Annotated in this window: 17 protein-coding genes; 1 reads left to right on the forward strand and 16 read right to left on the reverse strand. The window is 33.9% G+C overall.

Annotation, left to right across the window (positions count from 1 at the left end; genetic code table 11):
* Positions 1-19 precede the first annotated feature (19 nt).
* Positions 20-916 carry a YitT family protein gene (locus BP17_RS07975; protein WP_035053244.1) on the reverse strand — a complete coding sequence of 299 codons (897 nt, stop codon included), beginning with the start codon at positions 914-916 and terminating at the stop codon, positions 20-22.
* Positions 917-1082: 166 nt separating this feature from the next.
* Between BP17_RS07975 and BP17_RS07980 the strand changes: the two genes are divergently transcribed.
* Positions 1083-1574 carry a YajQ family cyclic di-GMP-binding protein gene (locus BP17_RS07980; RefSeq protein WP_035053246.1) on the forward strand — a complete coding sequence of 164 codons (492 nt, stop codon included), beginning with the start codon at positions 1083-1085 and terminating at the stop codon, positions 1572-1574.
* A gap of 55 nt (positions 1575-1629) precedes the next feature.
* On the opposite strand, the gene BP17_RS07985 is transcribed toward BP17_RS07980, so the two are convergent.
* The 15 genes from BP17_RS07985 to plsX all read right to left on the reverse strand — a co-directional run bounded on the left by BP17_RS07985 (position 1630) and on the right by plsX (position 15226).
* Positions 1630-2052: an OsmC family protein gene (locus tag BP17_RS07985; RefSeq protein WP_035053249.1), complete on the reverse strand. Its 423-nt coding sequence runs from the start codon at positions 2050-2052 to the stop codon at positions 1630-1632.
* Positions 2053-2094: 42 nt separating this feature from the next.
* Positions 2095-2526 carry a hypothetical protein gene (locus BP17_RS07990; protein ID WP_035053252.1) on the reverse strand — a complete coding sequence of 144 codons (432 nt, stop codon included), beginning with the start codon at positions 2524-2526 and terminating at the stop codon, positions 2095-2097.
* Positions 2527-2663: 137 nt separating this feature from the next.
* Positions 2664-3011, reverse strand: a complete 348-nt coding sequence (gene rplS / locus BP17_RS07995) for a 50S ribosomal protein L19 (RefSeq protein ID WP_035053254.1) — start codon at positions 3009-3011, stop codon at positions 2664-2666.
* Between the two features lie 189 nt (positions 3012-3200).
* Positions 3201-3935: a tRNA (guanosine(37)-N1)-methyltransferase TrmD gene (gene trmD / locus BP17_RS08000; RefSeq protein ID WP_035053256.1), complete on the reverse strand. Its 735-nt coding sequence runs from the start codon at positions 3933-3935 to the stop codon at positions 3201-3203.
* Entirely contained in the window at positions 3935-4450 is a 516-nt protein-coding gene (rimM, locus tag BP17_RS08005) for a ribosome maturation factor RimM (RefSeq protein WP_035053258.1), read from the reverse strand. Before rimM ends, trmD begins: the two co-directional genes overlap by 1 nt.
* A 167-nt stretch (positions 4451-4617) precedes the next feature.
* On the reverse strand, positions 4618-4860 hold the full coding sequence (locus tag BP17_RS08010; RefSeq protein WP_035053260.1) for a KH domain-containing protein: 243 nt from the start codon (positions 4858-4860) through the stop codon (positions 4618-4620).
* A gap of 13 nt (positions 4861-4873) precedes the next feature.
* Positions 4874-5146, reverse strand: a complete 273-nt coding sequence (gene rpsP / locus BP17_RS08015; protein ID WP_035053261.1) for a 30S ribosomal protein S16 — start codon at positions 5144-5146, stop codon at positions 4874-4876.
* A gap of 125 nt (positions 5147-5271) precedes the next feature.
* A complete protein-coding gene (gene ffh / locus BP17_RS08020) occupies positions 5272-6699 on the reverse strand; it encodes a signal recognition particle protein (protein WP_035053263.1) in 1428 nt (475 codons plus the stop codon).
* Between the two features lie 17 nt (positions 6700-6716).
* Positions 6717-7061, reverse strand: a complete 345-nt coding sequence (locus BP17_RS08025; protein ID WP_035053265.1) for a putative DNA-binding protein — start codon at positions 7059-7061, stop codon at positions 6717-6719.
* A gap of 395 nt (positions 7062-7456) precedes the next feature.
* Positions 7457-8455, reverse strand: a complete 999-nt coding sequence (gene ftsY / locus BP17_RS08030; RefSeq protein ID WP_035053267.1) for a signal recognition particle-docking protein FtsY — start codon at positions 8453-8455, stop codon at positions 7457-7459.
* Between the two features lie 29 nt (positions 8456-8484).
* Positions 8485-9297: a sugar-phosphatase gene (gene yidA, locus BP17_RS08035; protein WP_035053268.1), complete on the reverse strand. Its 813-nt coding sequence runs from the start codon at positions 9295-9297 to the stop codon at positions 8485-8487.
* An 80-nt stretch (positions 9298-9377) separates the two neighbouring features.
* Positions 9378-12950, reverse strand: coding sequence for a chromosome segregation protein SMC (gene smc / locus BP17_RS08040; protein WP_035053271.1), 3573 nt, complete (start codon positions 12948-12950; stop codon positions 9378-9380).
* A gap of 24 nt (positions 12951-12974) precedes the next feature.
* A complete protein-coding gene (gene rnc / locus BP17_RS08045) occupies positions 12975-13670 on the reverse strand; it encodes a ribonuclease III (RefSeq protein WP_035053273.1) in 696 nt (231 codons plus the stop codon).
* Between the two features lie 181 nt (positions 13671-13851).
* Positions 13852-14094: an acyl carrier protein gene (gene acpP / locus BP17_RS08050; RefSeq protein ID WP_035053276.1), complete on the reverse strand. Its 243-nt coding sequence runs from the start codon at positions 14092-14094 to the stop codon at positions 13852-13854.
* A gap of 121 nt (positions 14095-14215) precedes the next feature.
* Positions 14216-15226 carry a phosphate acyltransferase PlsX gene (gene plsX / locus BP17_RS08055; protein ID WP_035053278.1) on the reverse strand — a complete coding sequence of 337 codons (1011 nt, stop codon included), beginning with the start codon at positions 15224-15226 and terminating at the stop codon, positions 14216-14218.
* Between the last annotated feature and the right edge of the window lie 56 nt (positions 15227-15282).

Raw genomic sequence — 15282 nt, forward strand, 5'->3', positions numbered from 1 at the left:
GAATGGCTCCCTACTTTTATTATTTTTTTAGTTGAGATTCTTTTTGTCGATCAAAACTCCAGAATTCTCCTAATACTTTATTTGTTTCCATGAAGTTAACAAATGCTGAAGCATCTGCTTCTCTGACCGCTTGTTCTAAATCATACATTTCATAACGAGTAATAACCATCATCAAAACAGAACGATCGGTTTTTGAATAAGCACCTTTGGCAGGAATAATGGTAATTCCTCTTATTAATTGTTCGTGTATTTTTTTTACTAAAGCATCTGGTTCATTGGTTACAATCATAGCTGTCACTTTTTGGTGACTAGTGTGTATTGTATCAATCATTTTAGTCATGACGTAAATCGATACTAAGGTATAAAGAGCATATTCCCAACCGTATAGTAAACCAGCTGATGAAACAATGAGTAAATTCATTGAAAATATTAATGTCCCAATCGATCTCCCGGTTGTTTTAGCTAATACCATCGAAATAATATCCATTCCACCCGTTGAGAAACCAAATTTTAAAGCGAAACCAATTCCTGCTCCACTGATGATACCTCCAAAAAGAGCATTCATTAATGGATCAGCTGTTAGTGGATTTATTGGTAAAAAAATGGCGAAAAACGAAATCAAAACAGAGGTCAAGAAACTATATAATGTGAAATTCTTTCCCACTTTAAACCATCCAAGTAATGCGATGGGTATATTGAATAAAAGTATTAATACACCAGTGTCGATAATGATTCCTAGAGAACCATCTAAGATACCTGATATTAATTGCGAAACTCCGTTAATACCTGCAGCATAAATATTAGAGGGAATTAAAAAATTATTCAAAGCAATTGCATTTGTAATCGCTGCAAAAAAAACAAAAAATATTTTCTTTGCCTGTTCAATCCAAAAAACTGGTGTTTTTAATTGTGTCATTTCACAACTCCCTACTCACTTAATCAAACAAGGATAACAACTTTCCCCTTATAAATAAAGAAAAAACATCTCTTTTTCATTACCTTCTCATTTGTATCCGTTTCCTTCTGCTACGCACGCCTTTGTGGTATAATTCAATAGCGCACAGTAGAAGGAGGAAACAATTATGGCAAAAGAAGCAAGTTTTGATATCGTTTCAGAAATGAATCTAGAAGAAATAAAGAACTCTGTACAATTAGCATCAAAAGAAATCGCTAATCGATTTGATTTTAAAGGTTCAATCAGCGAAATCAAATTAGAAAAAGAAAAATTAGTTTTAGTTTCAGACGATGATTTTAAATTAGAGCAAGTAAAAGACGTATTAACAAATAAATTAGTTAAAAGAGGCGTTCCTACCAGAAATCTTCATTATTCTTCAACAGAAAAAGCTTTCGGTGGGAATGTGCGTCAATTTGCTGACTTGATCAGTGGAATCGACAAAGAACATGCAAAAACGATTACTCAACTTATTAAAAAATCTGGTATTAAAGTTAAAACACAAATCCAAGATGACCAAATACGAGTAATTGGAAAAAATCGCGATGATCTTCAACAAGTTATTACTTTATTACGAGATACTAACTTGCCTATCGATTTACAGTTTATAAACTATAGATAATTTAAAAAACAAAAAGACCTTCAAAATAATATTGAAGGTCTTTTTGTTTTTTAACTTAAAATTCTTTAACTGCTTTTACGGATACGGTCTTGCTCCCCGCCAATAATTTAGATACCGGACACCGAAGTTCAGCTTCTTCTATGATTTTTTTACTTTCTTCAAAAGGCAAACCATCAATTTTTGCAAAAGCATTTACGTTAAAGAAATACCCAATTCCATTTGATTCACGCATAAAATCAACGTGAGCTTCAACGCGACTTGTATTTTCTTTTCCTCTTGCTTTTAGTAAAGATTGAATCGTAGCATTTAGACAAGTACTTAAAGATAATCCAATTAATTCTTCAGGATTAGTGCCTTCATTGCTATTTAACGGACTAGAAACTTTAACCTTTAATCCACCATTCTTCACAAATGATTGACCATTTACACCCGATTCATTAACCATCTCAGCATGAAATAAGGACGCTTGCTCTTTCATGAAATCCCAGCTTTCTTTTGACTATTTCCTTTAAATTGAATTTTATTTTTTGCCCACTGTTTCTTCAATTTTTGGCAGGATACTCTTAGCTATCGTTGAGCCCACAATCATCATTTCGTAAGCCGCTCTCACATCTTCAGTTGTACGAGAAAGAAGTCTCATATAGATTTCTCCGTCTCCTGCAAGACAGATTCGATAATACCCTGTTTTCATTTCATTTAATTCATTTAAAACTGCTAATACTTGATTCTTTTTATCGAAATTAGTGACATAAGCTAATTTATGGTAGACAATTTGAAAATCAATAATACCTTCTTCTTTATTGTCAAAAACAATCCCAAATGGTAAAGATTGACTATCATTTAGTTTAAATTTACCATTATACAGAATTTGTCCATTTTTTATTTCTTTCTTAGCTAAAGGAACATTTTTTGCTTTTAATATGGCTTCAAAGTTTACTAATGCTTTATTCACTCTACAATACCCCACTTTTTTAAATTCTAATCGCTTTTTCATTTTTAATTATAACGTACTCTGTTTATAATTAACAGTGTCTTTTAGAAAACAAAAAAAGTTCTAACCCATGTAGGTTAGAACTTAAAAAAAACATCTTAACGACGCATTTCTTTAATACGAGCTGCTTTTCCGTGCAATTCACGTAAGTAGTACAATTTAGCACGACGTACTTTACCAAAGCGAACAACTTCAATTTGAGCAACACGTGGTGAGTGTAATGGGAATGTACGTTCAACGCCGATTCCATTAGAAATTTTACGAACTGTATAAGATTGGCTAATTCCACCACCACGGCGTTTGATTACAACACCTTCAAATAATTGGATACGTTCTCTAGTACCTTCGACGATTTTAGCATGAATACGTACAGTATCTCCTGGACGGAAAGCTGGAATGTCTTCACGTAATTGGCCGTTAGTAATTGCTTCTATTAATTTACTCATTGTATTTTCTCCTTCCAACAAACATTCATGTATCACGATATAGACACAGCGGAACATCGTTTAATGGCAGGTTCTACCCGCTCACCAAATAATATTACCATATGTTCTAATTGGTGTAAAGTAAATTCCCTTATTTTCTAATTTAAAAAGCCCTTTATCTTTGTTCTTTTGAAACGTTTTATCAAAAGTTTATTTTTCTTGTTTTATTTCTTCTACGTATTTTTGCTGATCAGCTGATAGTAATACCGTCTCAAGCATGTCAGGGCGTCTTTCTATTGTACGTCTAATGGATTCTTTATCTTGCCATTCTTTTATTTTTTTGTGATTGCCACTGATTAAGACATCCGGAACCTTCATTCCTCTGTATTCAGCTGGTCTAGTGTATTGCGGATGTTCCAAAAGACCTGTAGAATGAGAATCAGTTTTAGCTGATTGATCATTTCCTAAAACTTCAGGTAATAAACGAACGGTTGCATCGATTATTACCATAGCTCCTAATTCACCACCCGTTAAAACGTAATCTCCTAAAGAAATTTCATCAGTTATCAACGTGCGGATCCGCTCATCATATCCTTCGTAATGTCCGCAAATAAATACTAAGTGTTCTTCTTCTGCTAATTCTTCTGCTACTGACTGAGTAAAAGGAACACCTGCAGGATCTAGTAAAATTACACGTTTTTTAGTAGTCGAAGAATTTTCGTTTATGGCATCCATCGCAGCAAAAATAGGCTGCGCTTTTAATAACATTCCCGCACCGCCACCATACGGATAATCATCTACATTTTGGTGTTTATTATCTGTATAGTCTCTAAAATTCATCACATTTACTTGTAACAAGTCTTTTTCAATGGCTTTTCCAATAATGGACTCGTTTAATGGTCCTTGGAACATTCTTGGGAATAAAGTCAAAACATCAATTTTCATTAATCATCTAGCCCTTCCATCATGTGAATTGTCACTAATTGATTTTCTAAATCTACTGCTATGACAATCTCTTCAATATATGGGATCAACAAATCTTTCTTTTTAGGTCGTTCAATTACCCATACATCGTTAGCACCTGGTGACATTACTTCGCTGATTTTTCCGATTATGTTTTTTTCTTCATCTTGAACGGTCAATCCAATAATTTGGTGTAAATAGAATTCATTTCTAGGCAAATTAGTTAATCGCTCTTCACTAACTTTCAGCATACAATCTCGGTATTTTTCTACATCGTTGATATTAGGATGATCTTCGAAAGAAAGAATATCAAAATTTTTCTGTTTACGGTGACTTGCAACCGTTAATTCAGTTACTTTTTTACCATCTTTAAATAAAGATAAAGTTGATCCTTTTTTATAGCGTTCTTCGGGGAAATCTGTTTTTGAAATAACACGAACTTCACCCTTTAACCCTTGTGTATTAACAATTTTTCCTACGTTATACATTTTCATTATCTTATTCCCTCATTTTCATTTTGTTATTCCAGCAATTTTAAGTGTCTGCACCATTTAACGTAAAACTTAAAAAGCGTAGACTTGCTTTATTTAGTAGTATTTTTGATAAAATAATTAATAAAAAAAGAAACCATCTCTTATTGAAGAAATGATTTCTTTTCCAGAATTTAGCTATTTACAATTGTTAATTTTACGCGTTTAGGTCCAAGAACTCTCACACTGTAAACAATTGTACGGATAGCTTTAGCTACGCGACCTTTTTTTCCAATTATTCGCCCTACATCATCTGGATGAACTGATAATTGATAATCTAAAAACTCTTCAGTTTCTACTACATCAATTGCTAATTCATCAGGATGACTTACAAGAGGACTCACAACTGTAAGAATTAATTCTTTTATGTCAGCCATAGAAAACATCCTCTTATTTAGTGTTTTTTGATTCATGGAATTTTTTCATAATGCCTTCTTTTGAAAGGATGTTACGAATTGTATCAGAAGGTTGAGCACCATCTGCTAACCATTTTAATACTGCTTCTTCATCCACTTTTACTTCTGCTGGATTAACAACTGGGTTGTATGTTCCTACAGTTTCGATGAAACGTCCATCACGTGGAGAACGTGAATCTGCAACTACGATACGGTAAAAAGGATTTCTTTTAGATCCCATGCGTTTTAAACGAATTTTTACTGCCATATTTCTTACACCTCCATTAACTATCTCACAACAATTAGTTTACCAGTTTATTTATAGCTTGTAAAGTGTTTTTTCTTTACAGCATGTTTTTTTTTTATAAACGAACAATTTACTATTGTGGAATATTATTTGTGACTTTTTTTGTTCTTTTTCTTCATTTTTTTCTTATTTTTGCGAACCATAGAATTCATAGCCATTTTTCCAAGTTTGCCTTTTGCACCTTGTCCAAATAGATTTTCCATACCACTCATATTTCCTTTAGACATTTGACCCATCATTTTTTTAGATTCGTTAAATTGTTTAATCAATCGATTTACTTCAGCTATTGGACGTGCAGACCCTCTAGCAATTCTACGACGACGACTTTGAGATAAAAGATCGGGATTTTCTCTCTCTTTTGGTGTCATAGACAAAACAATAGCTTTCATTCGGGCAGTATCTTTTGGATCGATTTGAAGTTTATCTAATCCAGGAACATTGCTCATACCTGGGATCATTTTTAATATATCTTCCATCGGTCCCATATTGCTGACCTGATCCATTTGTTCAATGAAATCATTGAAGTCAAAACTATTTTCACGTAATTTTGTCATCATTTCTTCTGATTTTTTTTCGTCGAAATCTTCTTGAGCCTTTTCAATCAGAGTCAACATATCTCCCATACCTAAAATACGGTTGGCCATACGTTCTGGATAAAACGGCTCTAGAGCATCTAATTTTTCGCCAGACCCTGTAAATTTAATGGGCTTACCGGTAACTGCACGAATAGAAAGTGCCGCTCCACCACGAGTATCACCATCTAATTTTGTTAGGATAACACCAGAAATATCTAATTGCTCATTAAAAGAAGAGGCAACATTTGCAGCTTCTTGTCCAGTCATAGCATCTACAACTAAAAAGATTTCTGTTGGCTGTGTTATTTCTTTAATATCGCTTAATTCTTGCATTAAGGTTTCATCAATTTGTAAACGTCCAGCTGTATCGATCAGCACAACGTCTAAATGCTCTGCTTTAGCTTTCTCAATCCCTTGTCTTGCAATTTCAACAGGACTTACTTGATCTCCCAGGGAGAAAACCGGGATATCTAACTGTTTACCAATCGTTTCCAATTGTTGGATAGCTGCTGGACGATAAATATCTGCAGCAATCAATAAAGGACGTTTATTTTGGTTTTTACGTAAGTAGCTAGCCAATTTACCAGCTGTAGTCGTTTTACCTGCCCCTTGAAGCCCTACCATCATGACAACAGTTGGTGATTTTGCCGCTGTTTGGATCGTTGCTTGTTCTCCGCCCATTAAATCAGTTAATTCTTCACTAACGATCTTAATGATTTGCTGTCCTGGAGAAAGGCTGTCCAACACTTCAGAACCTACTGCACGAGCACTCACCGTTTTAATGAAATCTTTTACAACTTTAAAGTTAACGTCAGCTTCTAATAAGGCTAAACGCACTTCTCTCATCATTTCTTTTACATCAGCTTCTGATACTTTTCCCTTGCGACGCATTTTCGTCATCGCATTTTGGAGACGTTCCGTTAGACCTTCAAATGCCATTTTACTTCACCATTCCTTTATTTCTCATCTCTGTCTCTTTTTAATAACTGAATATACTGTTCTAACGATTCATCTTTTGGATAATGACTATTAATGTAACTCGACATATCTTCAACGACCGATTTTGTTGCATTGAAATCTTCTAACAAATGCAATTTCCGTTCATATTCTATTAAACTGTTTTCAGTTCGCTTTATGTTATCATAAATCGCTTGACGACTAACTTCAAATTCTTCTGCAATTTCACCTAAAGAAAAATCATCTGCATAGTACAATTGCATATAGCTTTTTTGTTTCTCTGTTAATAAGGAGCCATAGAAATCGAATAAGGCGTTCATTTGATTTGTTTTTTCAATTTCCAACTTAACCCTTCTTTCTTCGGTTGCAACTGTCAAGGAAAACACGTTTACATACTTTAATAGCGTACCCATTTTTACCTAAATAGTCAATAGCTTGTCTTGTTTTTGCTAACATTTCTTTTGACTATTAATTCATATTTGTTGCTTTTAAAGATTATATGATTTCTGATATGGATAAATAATTAAATTCAATGACTCATCTCAAATAAATGGAGGAATAAGGGTTACTTGTAGCCATGCATTGAAGCCAACGTGTTTGAAACATCCAAACCATTTGACCTAGAGCCCTTTTAAATCATCTTAATGAAAAAAATCTATTTGATGTAAAAAAATAAACTCCTTTAACACTTGTTGATTGCTCAACTGTTAAGGAGTTCTTTATTGGATTTATGAAGCTCTTAAATTGAGTGTTGAATTAGTTCACTGAACAACCCGTAGACGTATTCATTTGGATCAAATGGTTGCAAATCATCCATACTTTCACCTAGTCCAATGAATTTCACAGGAATATCTAGTTCCTTACGAATAGCTAAAACAATTCCACCTTTAGAGGTGCCATCTAATTTAGTTAATACGATCCCTGTTACATCCGTTGCTTTTTTAAATTCTTTTGCTTGATTCATTGCATTTTGTCCAGTTGTTGCATCCAACACCAATAAGACTTCATGCGGTCCACCAGGTATTTCGCGTTCTATGATCCGCTTCATTTTTTCTAACTCGTTCATTAAATTCACTTTATTTTGCAATCGTCCTGCTGTATCTACAAACAAAATATCTGCTTCTTGTCGCTTGGCTTCTTTTATAGCATCGAACACTACAGCGGCTGGATCTCCACCAGCTTTACCACTGACTACTTCTGCTTCAACACGTTCGCCCCAAACATGTAGCTGTTCGATTGCGCCGGCTCTAAACGTATCTCCAGCTGCTAACATAACTTTTTTTCCTTCTTGTTGATAGAGATGCGCCATTTTACCAATTGTCGTTGTTTTACCTACACCATTAACGCCAACCAGTAATATGACAGTTAATCCTTCAGCGTTTAGATTGACAACTGGTTTATCTGTATTGCCTTTTTCATAAATTTCAACCATTTTTTCAATGATTACTTGCTGAACTTCATTTGATGCTTTTGCATTTTTCAATTTTACTTCTTGGCGTAAGGCATCTGTAATTTCCATTGCTGATTCAAAACCAACATCTGCTCCAATTAAAACTTCCTCTAGTTCATCAAAAAAATCTTCATCAACTGTTCTGAAATTAGCAAACAGTTCATTCATGCGTTGAGAAAATGTTTTCCTTGTTTTTTCAAGACCCTTTTCATATTTTTCCGTTACTTCAGTGGTCTCGACTTTTTCTTCGCCCGTAAAAGCTTTCTTTATTTTATCGAATAATCCCATTTTACACCCTCTTTTCTTGGCATTTCACCTTATTGGTTAAGCACAAATTTATGAATGGCATGTGCTACACCGTGCTCTTCATTCGTTTTGGTGATGTACTGGGCCATCGCCTTGATCTCATTCGTAGCATTTCCCATAGCTACTCCTATACCTGCATATTCGATCATGGCTGCATCATTGGCTTCATCTCCCAAAGACATCACTTCTGAAGCTTCAAAACCTAGTAAATCAGCTAAAACAGCTATCCCTGTGCCTTTATCTACATTCTTAGGCATCAATTCTAATAATATTGGTCTTGATTTCATAATAGTGTATTTTTCATAAAAATATGCTGGGATATTTTTAATTGCCTCGTCTAATAAGTTTTGAGTATAACAAAAGACCGTTTTATTGATTGCAATATCACTAGACATTTCTTCCATTACAATGGGAATATAGGGTAATGCAGTCATAACTGTAGGGTAAAGTGAATCACGACCTTGAGGATAAGGCGGTTCATAAATTTTTTCTAAATCAATGAAATTACATGGAAGATTGATTTTTTTACTTAATTCAAAAATTTCTTCAATTTCAACTTTAGTTAATGTTTTTTTAGACAATACTTCACCAGTATCTGTACGCTGCACTAAACCACCATTATACGTAATACCATAGTCTCCAGATTCTCTTAAGTTTAACTCTTCTAAATATAAGATCATTCCTAATAACGGTCTACCGGTACATAGGACCACTTTAACACCTTGTTCTTTTGCTTTTTTGATAGCTTCTTTGTTTTCATCTGATATAATATGTTCACCATTTAGTAATGTTCCATCCAAATCAATTGCAACTAATTTAATCATACTTTAACTCCAATCTTTCTAATCGTTCATTTAAAAAGAAAAAGATCGACATCAATCGACCTTCCTCCTCTTTTACTTTTTTAGGATATTCCTACATGAGCATCTGTTGAGTCTTCTAAACGAACAGATACAACTTTAGAAACCCCTGATTCTTGCATCGTAATACCATAAAGAACATCTGCTTCTTCCATTGTTCCCTTACGATGAGTAATCACAATAAATTGTGTGTCGCCATCAAATTGCTTTAAGTAACGCCCGAATCTGACAACATTCGCTTCATCAAGCGCTGCTTCAACTTCATCTAAAATACAAAAGGGTACTGGACGGGCTTGTATAATTGAGAACATTAAAGCAATTGCTGTAAAGGCTCGTTCCCCACCTGATAATAAACTTAATTGCTGCAGTTTTTTACCTGGGGGTTGAGCAATAATATCAATGCCGGTTGTTAACAATTCTTCAGGATTTGTTAAGCGTAATTCAGCAGAACCGCCGCCAAACATTTGTGGGAAAACTTCAGAAAACTTTATGCGAATATCTTCAAATACCTCTAGAAATCGGATCTTAACTTCTTCGTCCATCTCATTCATGGTCGTATATAAACTGATTTTTGCTTCTAATAGGTCTTCACGTTGATCTATAAGAAAAGTGTAACGTTCGTTCACTCGTTCAAATTCTTCAATTGCACCACTATTAACAAAACCTAACTCTTCAATACTTTGCTTTAAAAGTTTAACTTTACGTGTCGCTTCTTCAACAGAGATTTCAAGTAAATGGTTCATTTTAGCAGCCTCGAAAGTTAACTCATACTCTTCACTTAGATAATCCAAGTGATTTTCAATTGCAACATCTGTTCGATTCATCGCTACTTCAGATTTCGCTTTTTCTTCTAATAGATAATGCTTTTGATTATTTGTATTGGTAGTTACTTGCTCAAGTTTATCTAATTGGCTTTCAATAGTCGTTTTTTCGTTTTTTATTTTTGATAATTGCGTTTCTAGCGTATATTTCGTTTTACTTAATTGAGCCAATTTATCACTTAATTCTTGTTTCGTCATCTGATGAGTACCTTCAAATCGAGTCATTTGTTCCATCCTGCTAGTAGTAGTTATACTCTCATTGCGGTTACTTTCTAGTTGACTAGATACTGCTTTTTGTTCTTTTTTCAAACCAATTAATTGCTCTTTTAAAGCAGCTAGTTCGGTCCGCAAATTTTGCTGTTTTTCATTTACCAGTGTATGATTTTTTTCACGCTCTTCATTTTGAGAAGAAGCCAATAAGATCTGACGATTAATTTGTTCCATGTCTTTTTTGACCTTTTGCAAAGATTCTGCTAATTCAGCTTTTTTGAATTCATAAGATTCAACTTCTTCTTTAGCTTCTTGGTATTCGTATTGAACAGCTTTCAATTCTCTAGTAAACCGCAGCTGGTTTTCTTGCAATGTTTCAGATTGATTCTTTAATTTTTGCTCCTTCAACCGTTGGCTTTCACCAAGTTCACGTAACTCATTTAAACTGACTTCTTCTTTTTTGATTACTTGTTTCATCGTACGAACTTCTATTTCTTTTTCTACTAAAGTTGCTTCCATTTGTGCTATTTGCTCCGTCAAATGTGTTAACTCATTTTTCCGAGCAAATAAACTTCCTTGATTTCCAGATTTGCTTGCTCCACCAGTCATTGAACCACCAGCATTCATAACATCTCCTTCAAGAGTCACAACGCGGTATTTAAACTGTATTTCACGGGCAATACTATTAGCAGAGGGTAAATCTTTAGCAACAATAGTTGTTCCTAATAAATTTTGAATAATCGTTGCAACAGCTTCAGGGTAAGCAATCAATTGGCTAGCAATCCCTAAGAAGCCTTCACAGTTGCGCGCCTTATTTTCTACAGAAATTGGTAATTGACGAGCCTTTATGGTTGTTAATGGTAGAAAAGTTGCTCTACCAATTCGCTTTTGCTTTAAATATTGAATCCCTTTACGGCCGCTTTGTTCATCTTGAACAATGATATTTTGACTTGCTGCACCAAGAGCAATATCAATAGCAAGTTCAGCTTGTTTAGGTACTTCAATCAATTCAGCAACGGCGCCGATAATACCGCCAATTTTCTGTTTTTGTTTTAAAACTTCTTTAACACCTTGATAAAAGCCTGCATAATCTTCATTCAATTCTTTTAGGCTTTCTTTTTTTGCTTTTGCTTGTTGCACAACTTTTAACGCATCATACATACGTGTTTCAGTTACTTCTAACTCTTGTCTTCTCGTTTGAATAGTTGCTTGTTTCTCTTGATAAAGCAATAATTTTTGAGCAATCTCTTGTTGAGAATCAGTCAACTCTTGAGTAATATATTCAAAACTTGAAGTGATTTCGTCTATATTTTTTTCAATTTCTGTAACTGATACATCTGATTTTAAATTCTTTTGTGCTATCTGATAAGAACTACGTTCAAGATAACTTTGCTCATTTCTAAAGCTAGTTTGTTTTTGCATTAAATCAATATATTCATCTCGTAAACTCTCTATCGTTTCTTTTGAATTCCCAGAAAGAGATAAAGCTTCTTTTTCTGCAGCTAAGAAAGCTAGCTTCAACTGTTTCTCTTGTTCACTTTTTCCCTCAAGCTCTTCATTGATTGTCTCTAATTGTTGTTCCAATTGACTAATCTTTTGATTCGATTGTTCCCTGGAAGATTCGAGTTGTTGAAGATTTTCAGTGGTATATTTATTGCGCTCAGATAAAACATTTTTTTGGCCTTCCGTCTGTTCAAATAGTTGGATGGTTTGAACCAATTGTTGTTGAATTTCTTCTATTTCTTCAGTTAAGTTCACTTTTTGTTTGCGTTTAATTTTTAGCTGATTTTCACATTCTGATAAATTTTGTTTTTTTTCAGTCAACTGTTTTTCAAAAGAACCGATTTCTTTTTTTCTTTCATCCCAATTGATTTTCAACTGGTCAATTTCAACGACCATTAAAGCAATATCCATTTCGGTTAGTTGTTCTTTATACGATAAAAAGTCTTTTGCTATACTGCTTTGTTCTCTTAACGGTTCGACTTGTCCTTCTAACTCGTAGACGATATCTTGAACTCGATTTAAATTCTCTTCCGTTTCAGTTAATTTTTGTTCAGCCTTTTTTTTACGTGTTTTGTATTTTAAAACACCAGCAGCTTCTTCAAAAATAGACCGTCGCTCTTCCGGCTTACTGTTAAAGATACTTTCTACTTTTCCTTGTGATATAATCGAAAAAGATTCTTTTCCTAATCCAGAATCCATAAACAAGTCAACAATATCTTTCAAACGACAAGCTTGTTTATTCAAATAAAATTCACTCTCACCATTTCGATGTAGCCGTCTTGTGATACTTATTTCACTGAATTCTAACGGTAGAAAATGATCTTCGTTTTCTAGTATCAGTGTGACTTCAGCTAAATTAACGGATTTTCTAGCTTCAGATCCTGAAAAAATAATGTCGTTCATCTTTCCGCCACGTAAATTCCTTGCCGATTGTTCGCCTAAAACCCAGCGAATAGCTTCTGTTATATTGCTTTTTCCACTTCCATTAGGGCCAACAACTGCGGTTACACCTTCATGAAACTCAATTGTCGTTTTATCTGCAAACGATTTGAAACCAGTGATGTCTATTCTTTTTAATTGCACAACTACTGGCTCCTTTCCCCTGTATTATTTTTCTTGTAGAGCAAGTAATGCATTTTCGGCAGCTACTTGTTCAGCTGCTTTTTTTGTTTTTCCTTGTCCTTGTCCTAAGATTTGTCCCTCAGCAAGTACTTCTACTACGAAAGCTTTTTGATGTGCTGGTCCAATTTCATCGATCAATTGATACCCAATTTCAATTTCACCTTTTTTTTGTAAAAACTCTTGTAAATTAGTTTTATGATCCATCACATGTGAGAAAGCACCGGAATTGATTTTCGGAAAGATTGTTTGTTCAAGAAAAAATAACACACTATCTATTCCTTGATCCAAATATAACGCTCCGATAAAAGATTCAAATAAATCGCAAAGTAATGCTGGACGTTTTCGTCCATTCATACGTTCTTCTCCTTTGCCTAAACGGATATATTGATCGAATTCGTACTCTTTTGCGAATTGGCTCAGACTCGCTTCACAAACAACAGTCGCTCTCAATCGTGTTAATTTCCCTTCAGGTACATCAGGATATAATTCGTATAAGAATCTTGAAACGGTTAGCTCTAAAACAGCGTCTCCTAAAAATTCGATTCTTTCATTATCTTTCAATTTAAGATTCCTGTGCTCATTCACATATGATGAATGGGTGAATGCTTCTTCTAAATAAGAAAGGTCATTAAAAACCAAACTAAATTCAGCTTTTAAATGTGTTAAAAATGCTTCATCCATTATATTCTTCCCTTCTATTAAAATTTATTCATGCTCTACTATTATACTGCTTTTACTTATAAAAATAAACCATTTCTAGTCTGGTGATACTAACGAGATTTAATCTTTCTTAAAATTCGATTTATTTGTTAAAAAAAGAGTCACTAACTTATTATAAGCTCAGTGACTCTGGATTAATAGATTAATTTTTGTGGTCTTCAATATATGCTACTGCATTTCCAACTGTATTAATTTGTTCAGCATCTTCATCAGATATTTCCGTTCCAAAAACATCTTCTAATTCCATGACTAATTCTACAACATCAAGAGAATCAGCACCTAAATCTTCTTTAAAAGTAAGCTCTTTAGTAACTTTTTCCTCGTCAATCCCAAATCTTTCAACAATAATTTTTTTTATTTTTTCGAAAGTTTCATTAGTAGACAATACACACACCTCCGTATTCGACTTTTTATACTTATACATAAATTTCGTCACTTGATTATTTTAACGATAATCAAGGACATTGTCCAACTATTTTTTAGCGTTATTTTTTATCAAAATAACATTAGTCAACTGATACTTCTTTTTCTTCAAAATGCTGAACTAAGTCATCAATAACATGAGAAGATAACATTTCATGAATTTGTTTGATTGTATGATAGACTGCTTCTTTTTCTGTTGATCCATGCGTTTTAATGACTGGTGCTTTAACCCCAAATAATACTGCCCCACCATGTGTAGAATAATCTAGAACGTCTCTCATATTAGAAAAACTATCTTTTAATAATAATCCACCTAGTTTAGCTTTTGTACCATTCTCATACACAGCATTTTTAATTAGTTTCATCATAGATAAAGCTGTTCCTTCAACTGTTTTCAATACAGCATTTCCTGTAAAACCATCTGTAACAACTACGTCTGCTACACCGCTCAACAGCTCACGGGCTTCTACATTTCCGATGAAATTGATATCGGTATTACTTGCTAACAACTGATAAGCTCTCTTAGTGACATCATTTCCTTTATTCTCTTCCGTTCCATTGTTTAATAAACCAACTTTTGGATTTTTTACTCCTCTAACAAATTGAGCATAATAACTACCTAATAGTGCATATTGGTTAATATTTTCAGGTTTAGTATCTGCGTTCGCACCTACGTCCATTAAATTGAAAGCTCCTACTTCTTTTCCAATTACAGGTAATGTCACTAATAAACCTGGTCGATCGATTCCTTTGATTCTTCCAATAATCAATAGTCCAGCAGTCAACAATGCACCGGTATTTCCCGCAGAAAATAATGCATCAGCTTTTTTATCCTTAACAGCTTGAGCAGCTAATACCATTGAAGCATTTTTTTTACGTCGAACAGCACGAATAGGATCATCTTCACTCGCAATTTTTTCATCTGTATGAACGATGGTAATATTTGTTTCATCTATTAAGTACTTTCTAATTGATTCTTCTTTTCCATACAAAATAAACTCAATATCTTTATATTCTTTAACCGCCATCATGATGCCTTCTACAATTGCTTTTGGAGCGTTATCTCCGCCCATAGCATCTACTGCAATTTTCAAATCATTTGCCTCCCTAGTTAACTTCCAACATTTCTAAACTTTACGTTCTACTAAAT

It is taken from the genome of Carnobacterium pleistocenium FTR1, assembly GCF_000744285.1.
Classification (GTDB): Bacteria; Bacillota; Bacilli; order Lactobacillales; family Carnobacteriaceae; genus Carnobacterium_B; species Carnobacterium_B pleistocenium.

Bases quoted from the DNA above. Each gene is read 5' to 3' on its own strand.
- BP17_RS07975 (WP_035053244.1), bottom strand. From the start codon at position 916: ATGACACAATTAAAAACACCAGTTTTTTGGATTGAACAGGCAAAGAAA.
- BP17_RS07980 (WP_035053246.1), top strand. From the start codon at position 1,083: ATGGCAAAAGAAGCAAGTTTTGATATCGTTTCAGAAATGAATCTAGAA.
- BP17_RS07985 (WP_035053249.1), bottom strand. From the start codon at position 2,052: ATGAAAGAGCAAGCGTCCTTATTTCATGCTGAGATGGTTAATGAATCG.
- rplS (WP_035053254.1), bottom strand. From the start codon at position 3,011: ATGAGTAAATTAATAGAAGCAATTACTAACGGCCAATTACGTGAAGAC.
- trmD (WP_035053256.1), bottom strand. From the start codon at position 3,935: ATGAAAATTGATGTTTTGACTTTATTCCCAAGAATGTTCCAAGGACCA.
- BP17_RS08010 (WP_035053260.1), bottom strand. From the start codon at position 4,860: ATGGCTGACATAAAAGAATTAATTCTTACAGTTGTGAGTCCTCTTGTA.
- rpsP (WP_035053261.1), bottom strand. From the start codon at position 5,146: ATGGCAGTAAAAATTCGTTTAAAACGCATGGGATCTAAAAGAAATCCT.
- ffh (WP_035053263.1), bottom strand. From the start codon at position 6,699: ATGGCATTTGAAGGTCTAACGGAACGTCTCCAAAATGCGATGACGAAA.
- ftsY (WP_035053267.1), bottom strand. From the start codon at position 8,455: ATGGGATTATTCGATAAAATAAAGAAAGCTTTTACGGGCGAAGAAAAA.
- yidA (WP_035053268.1), bottom strand. From the start codon at position 9,297: ATGATTAAATTAGTTGCAATTGATTTGGATGGAACATTACTAAATGGT.
- rnc (WP_035053273.1), bottom strand. From the start codon at position 13,670: ATGGATGAAGCATTTTTAACACATTTAAAAGCTGAATTTAGTTTGGTT.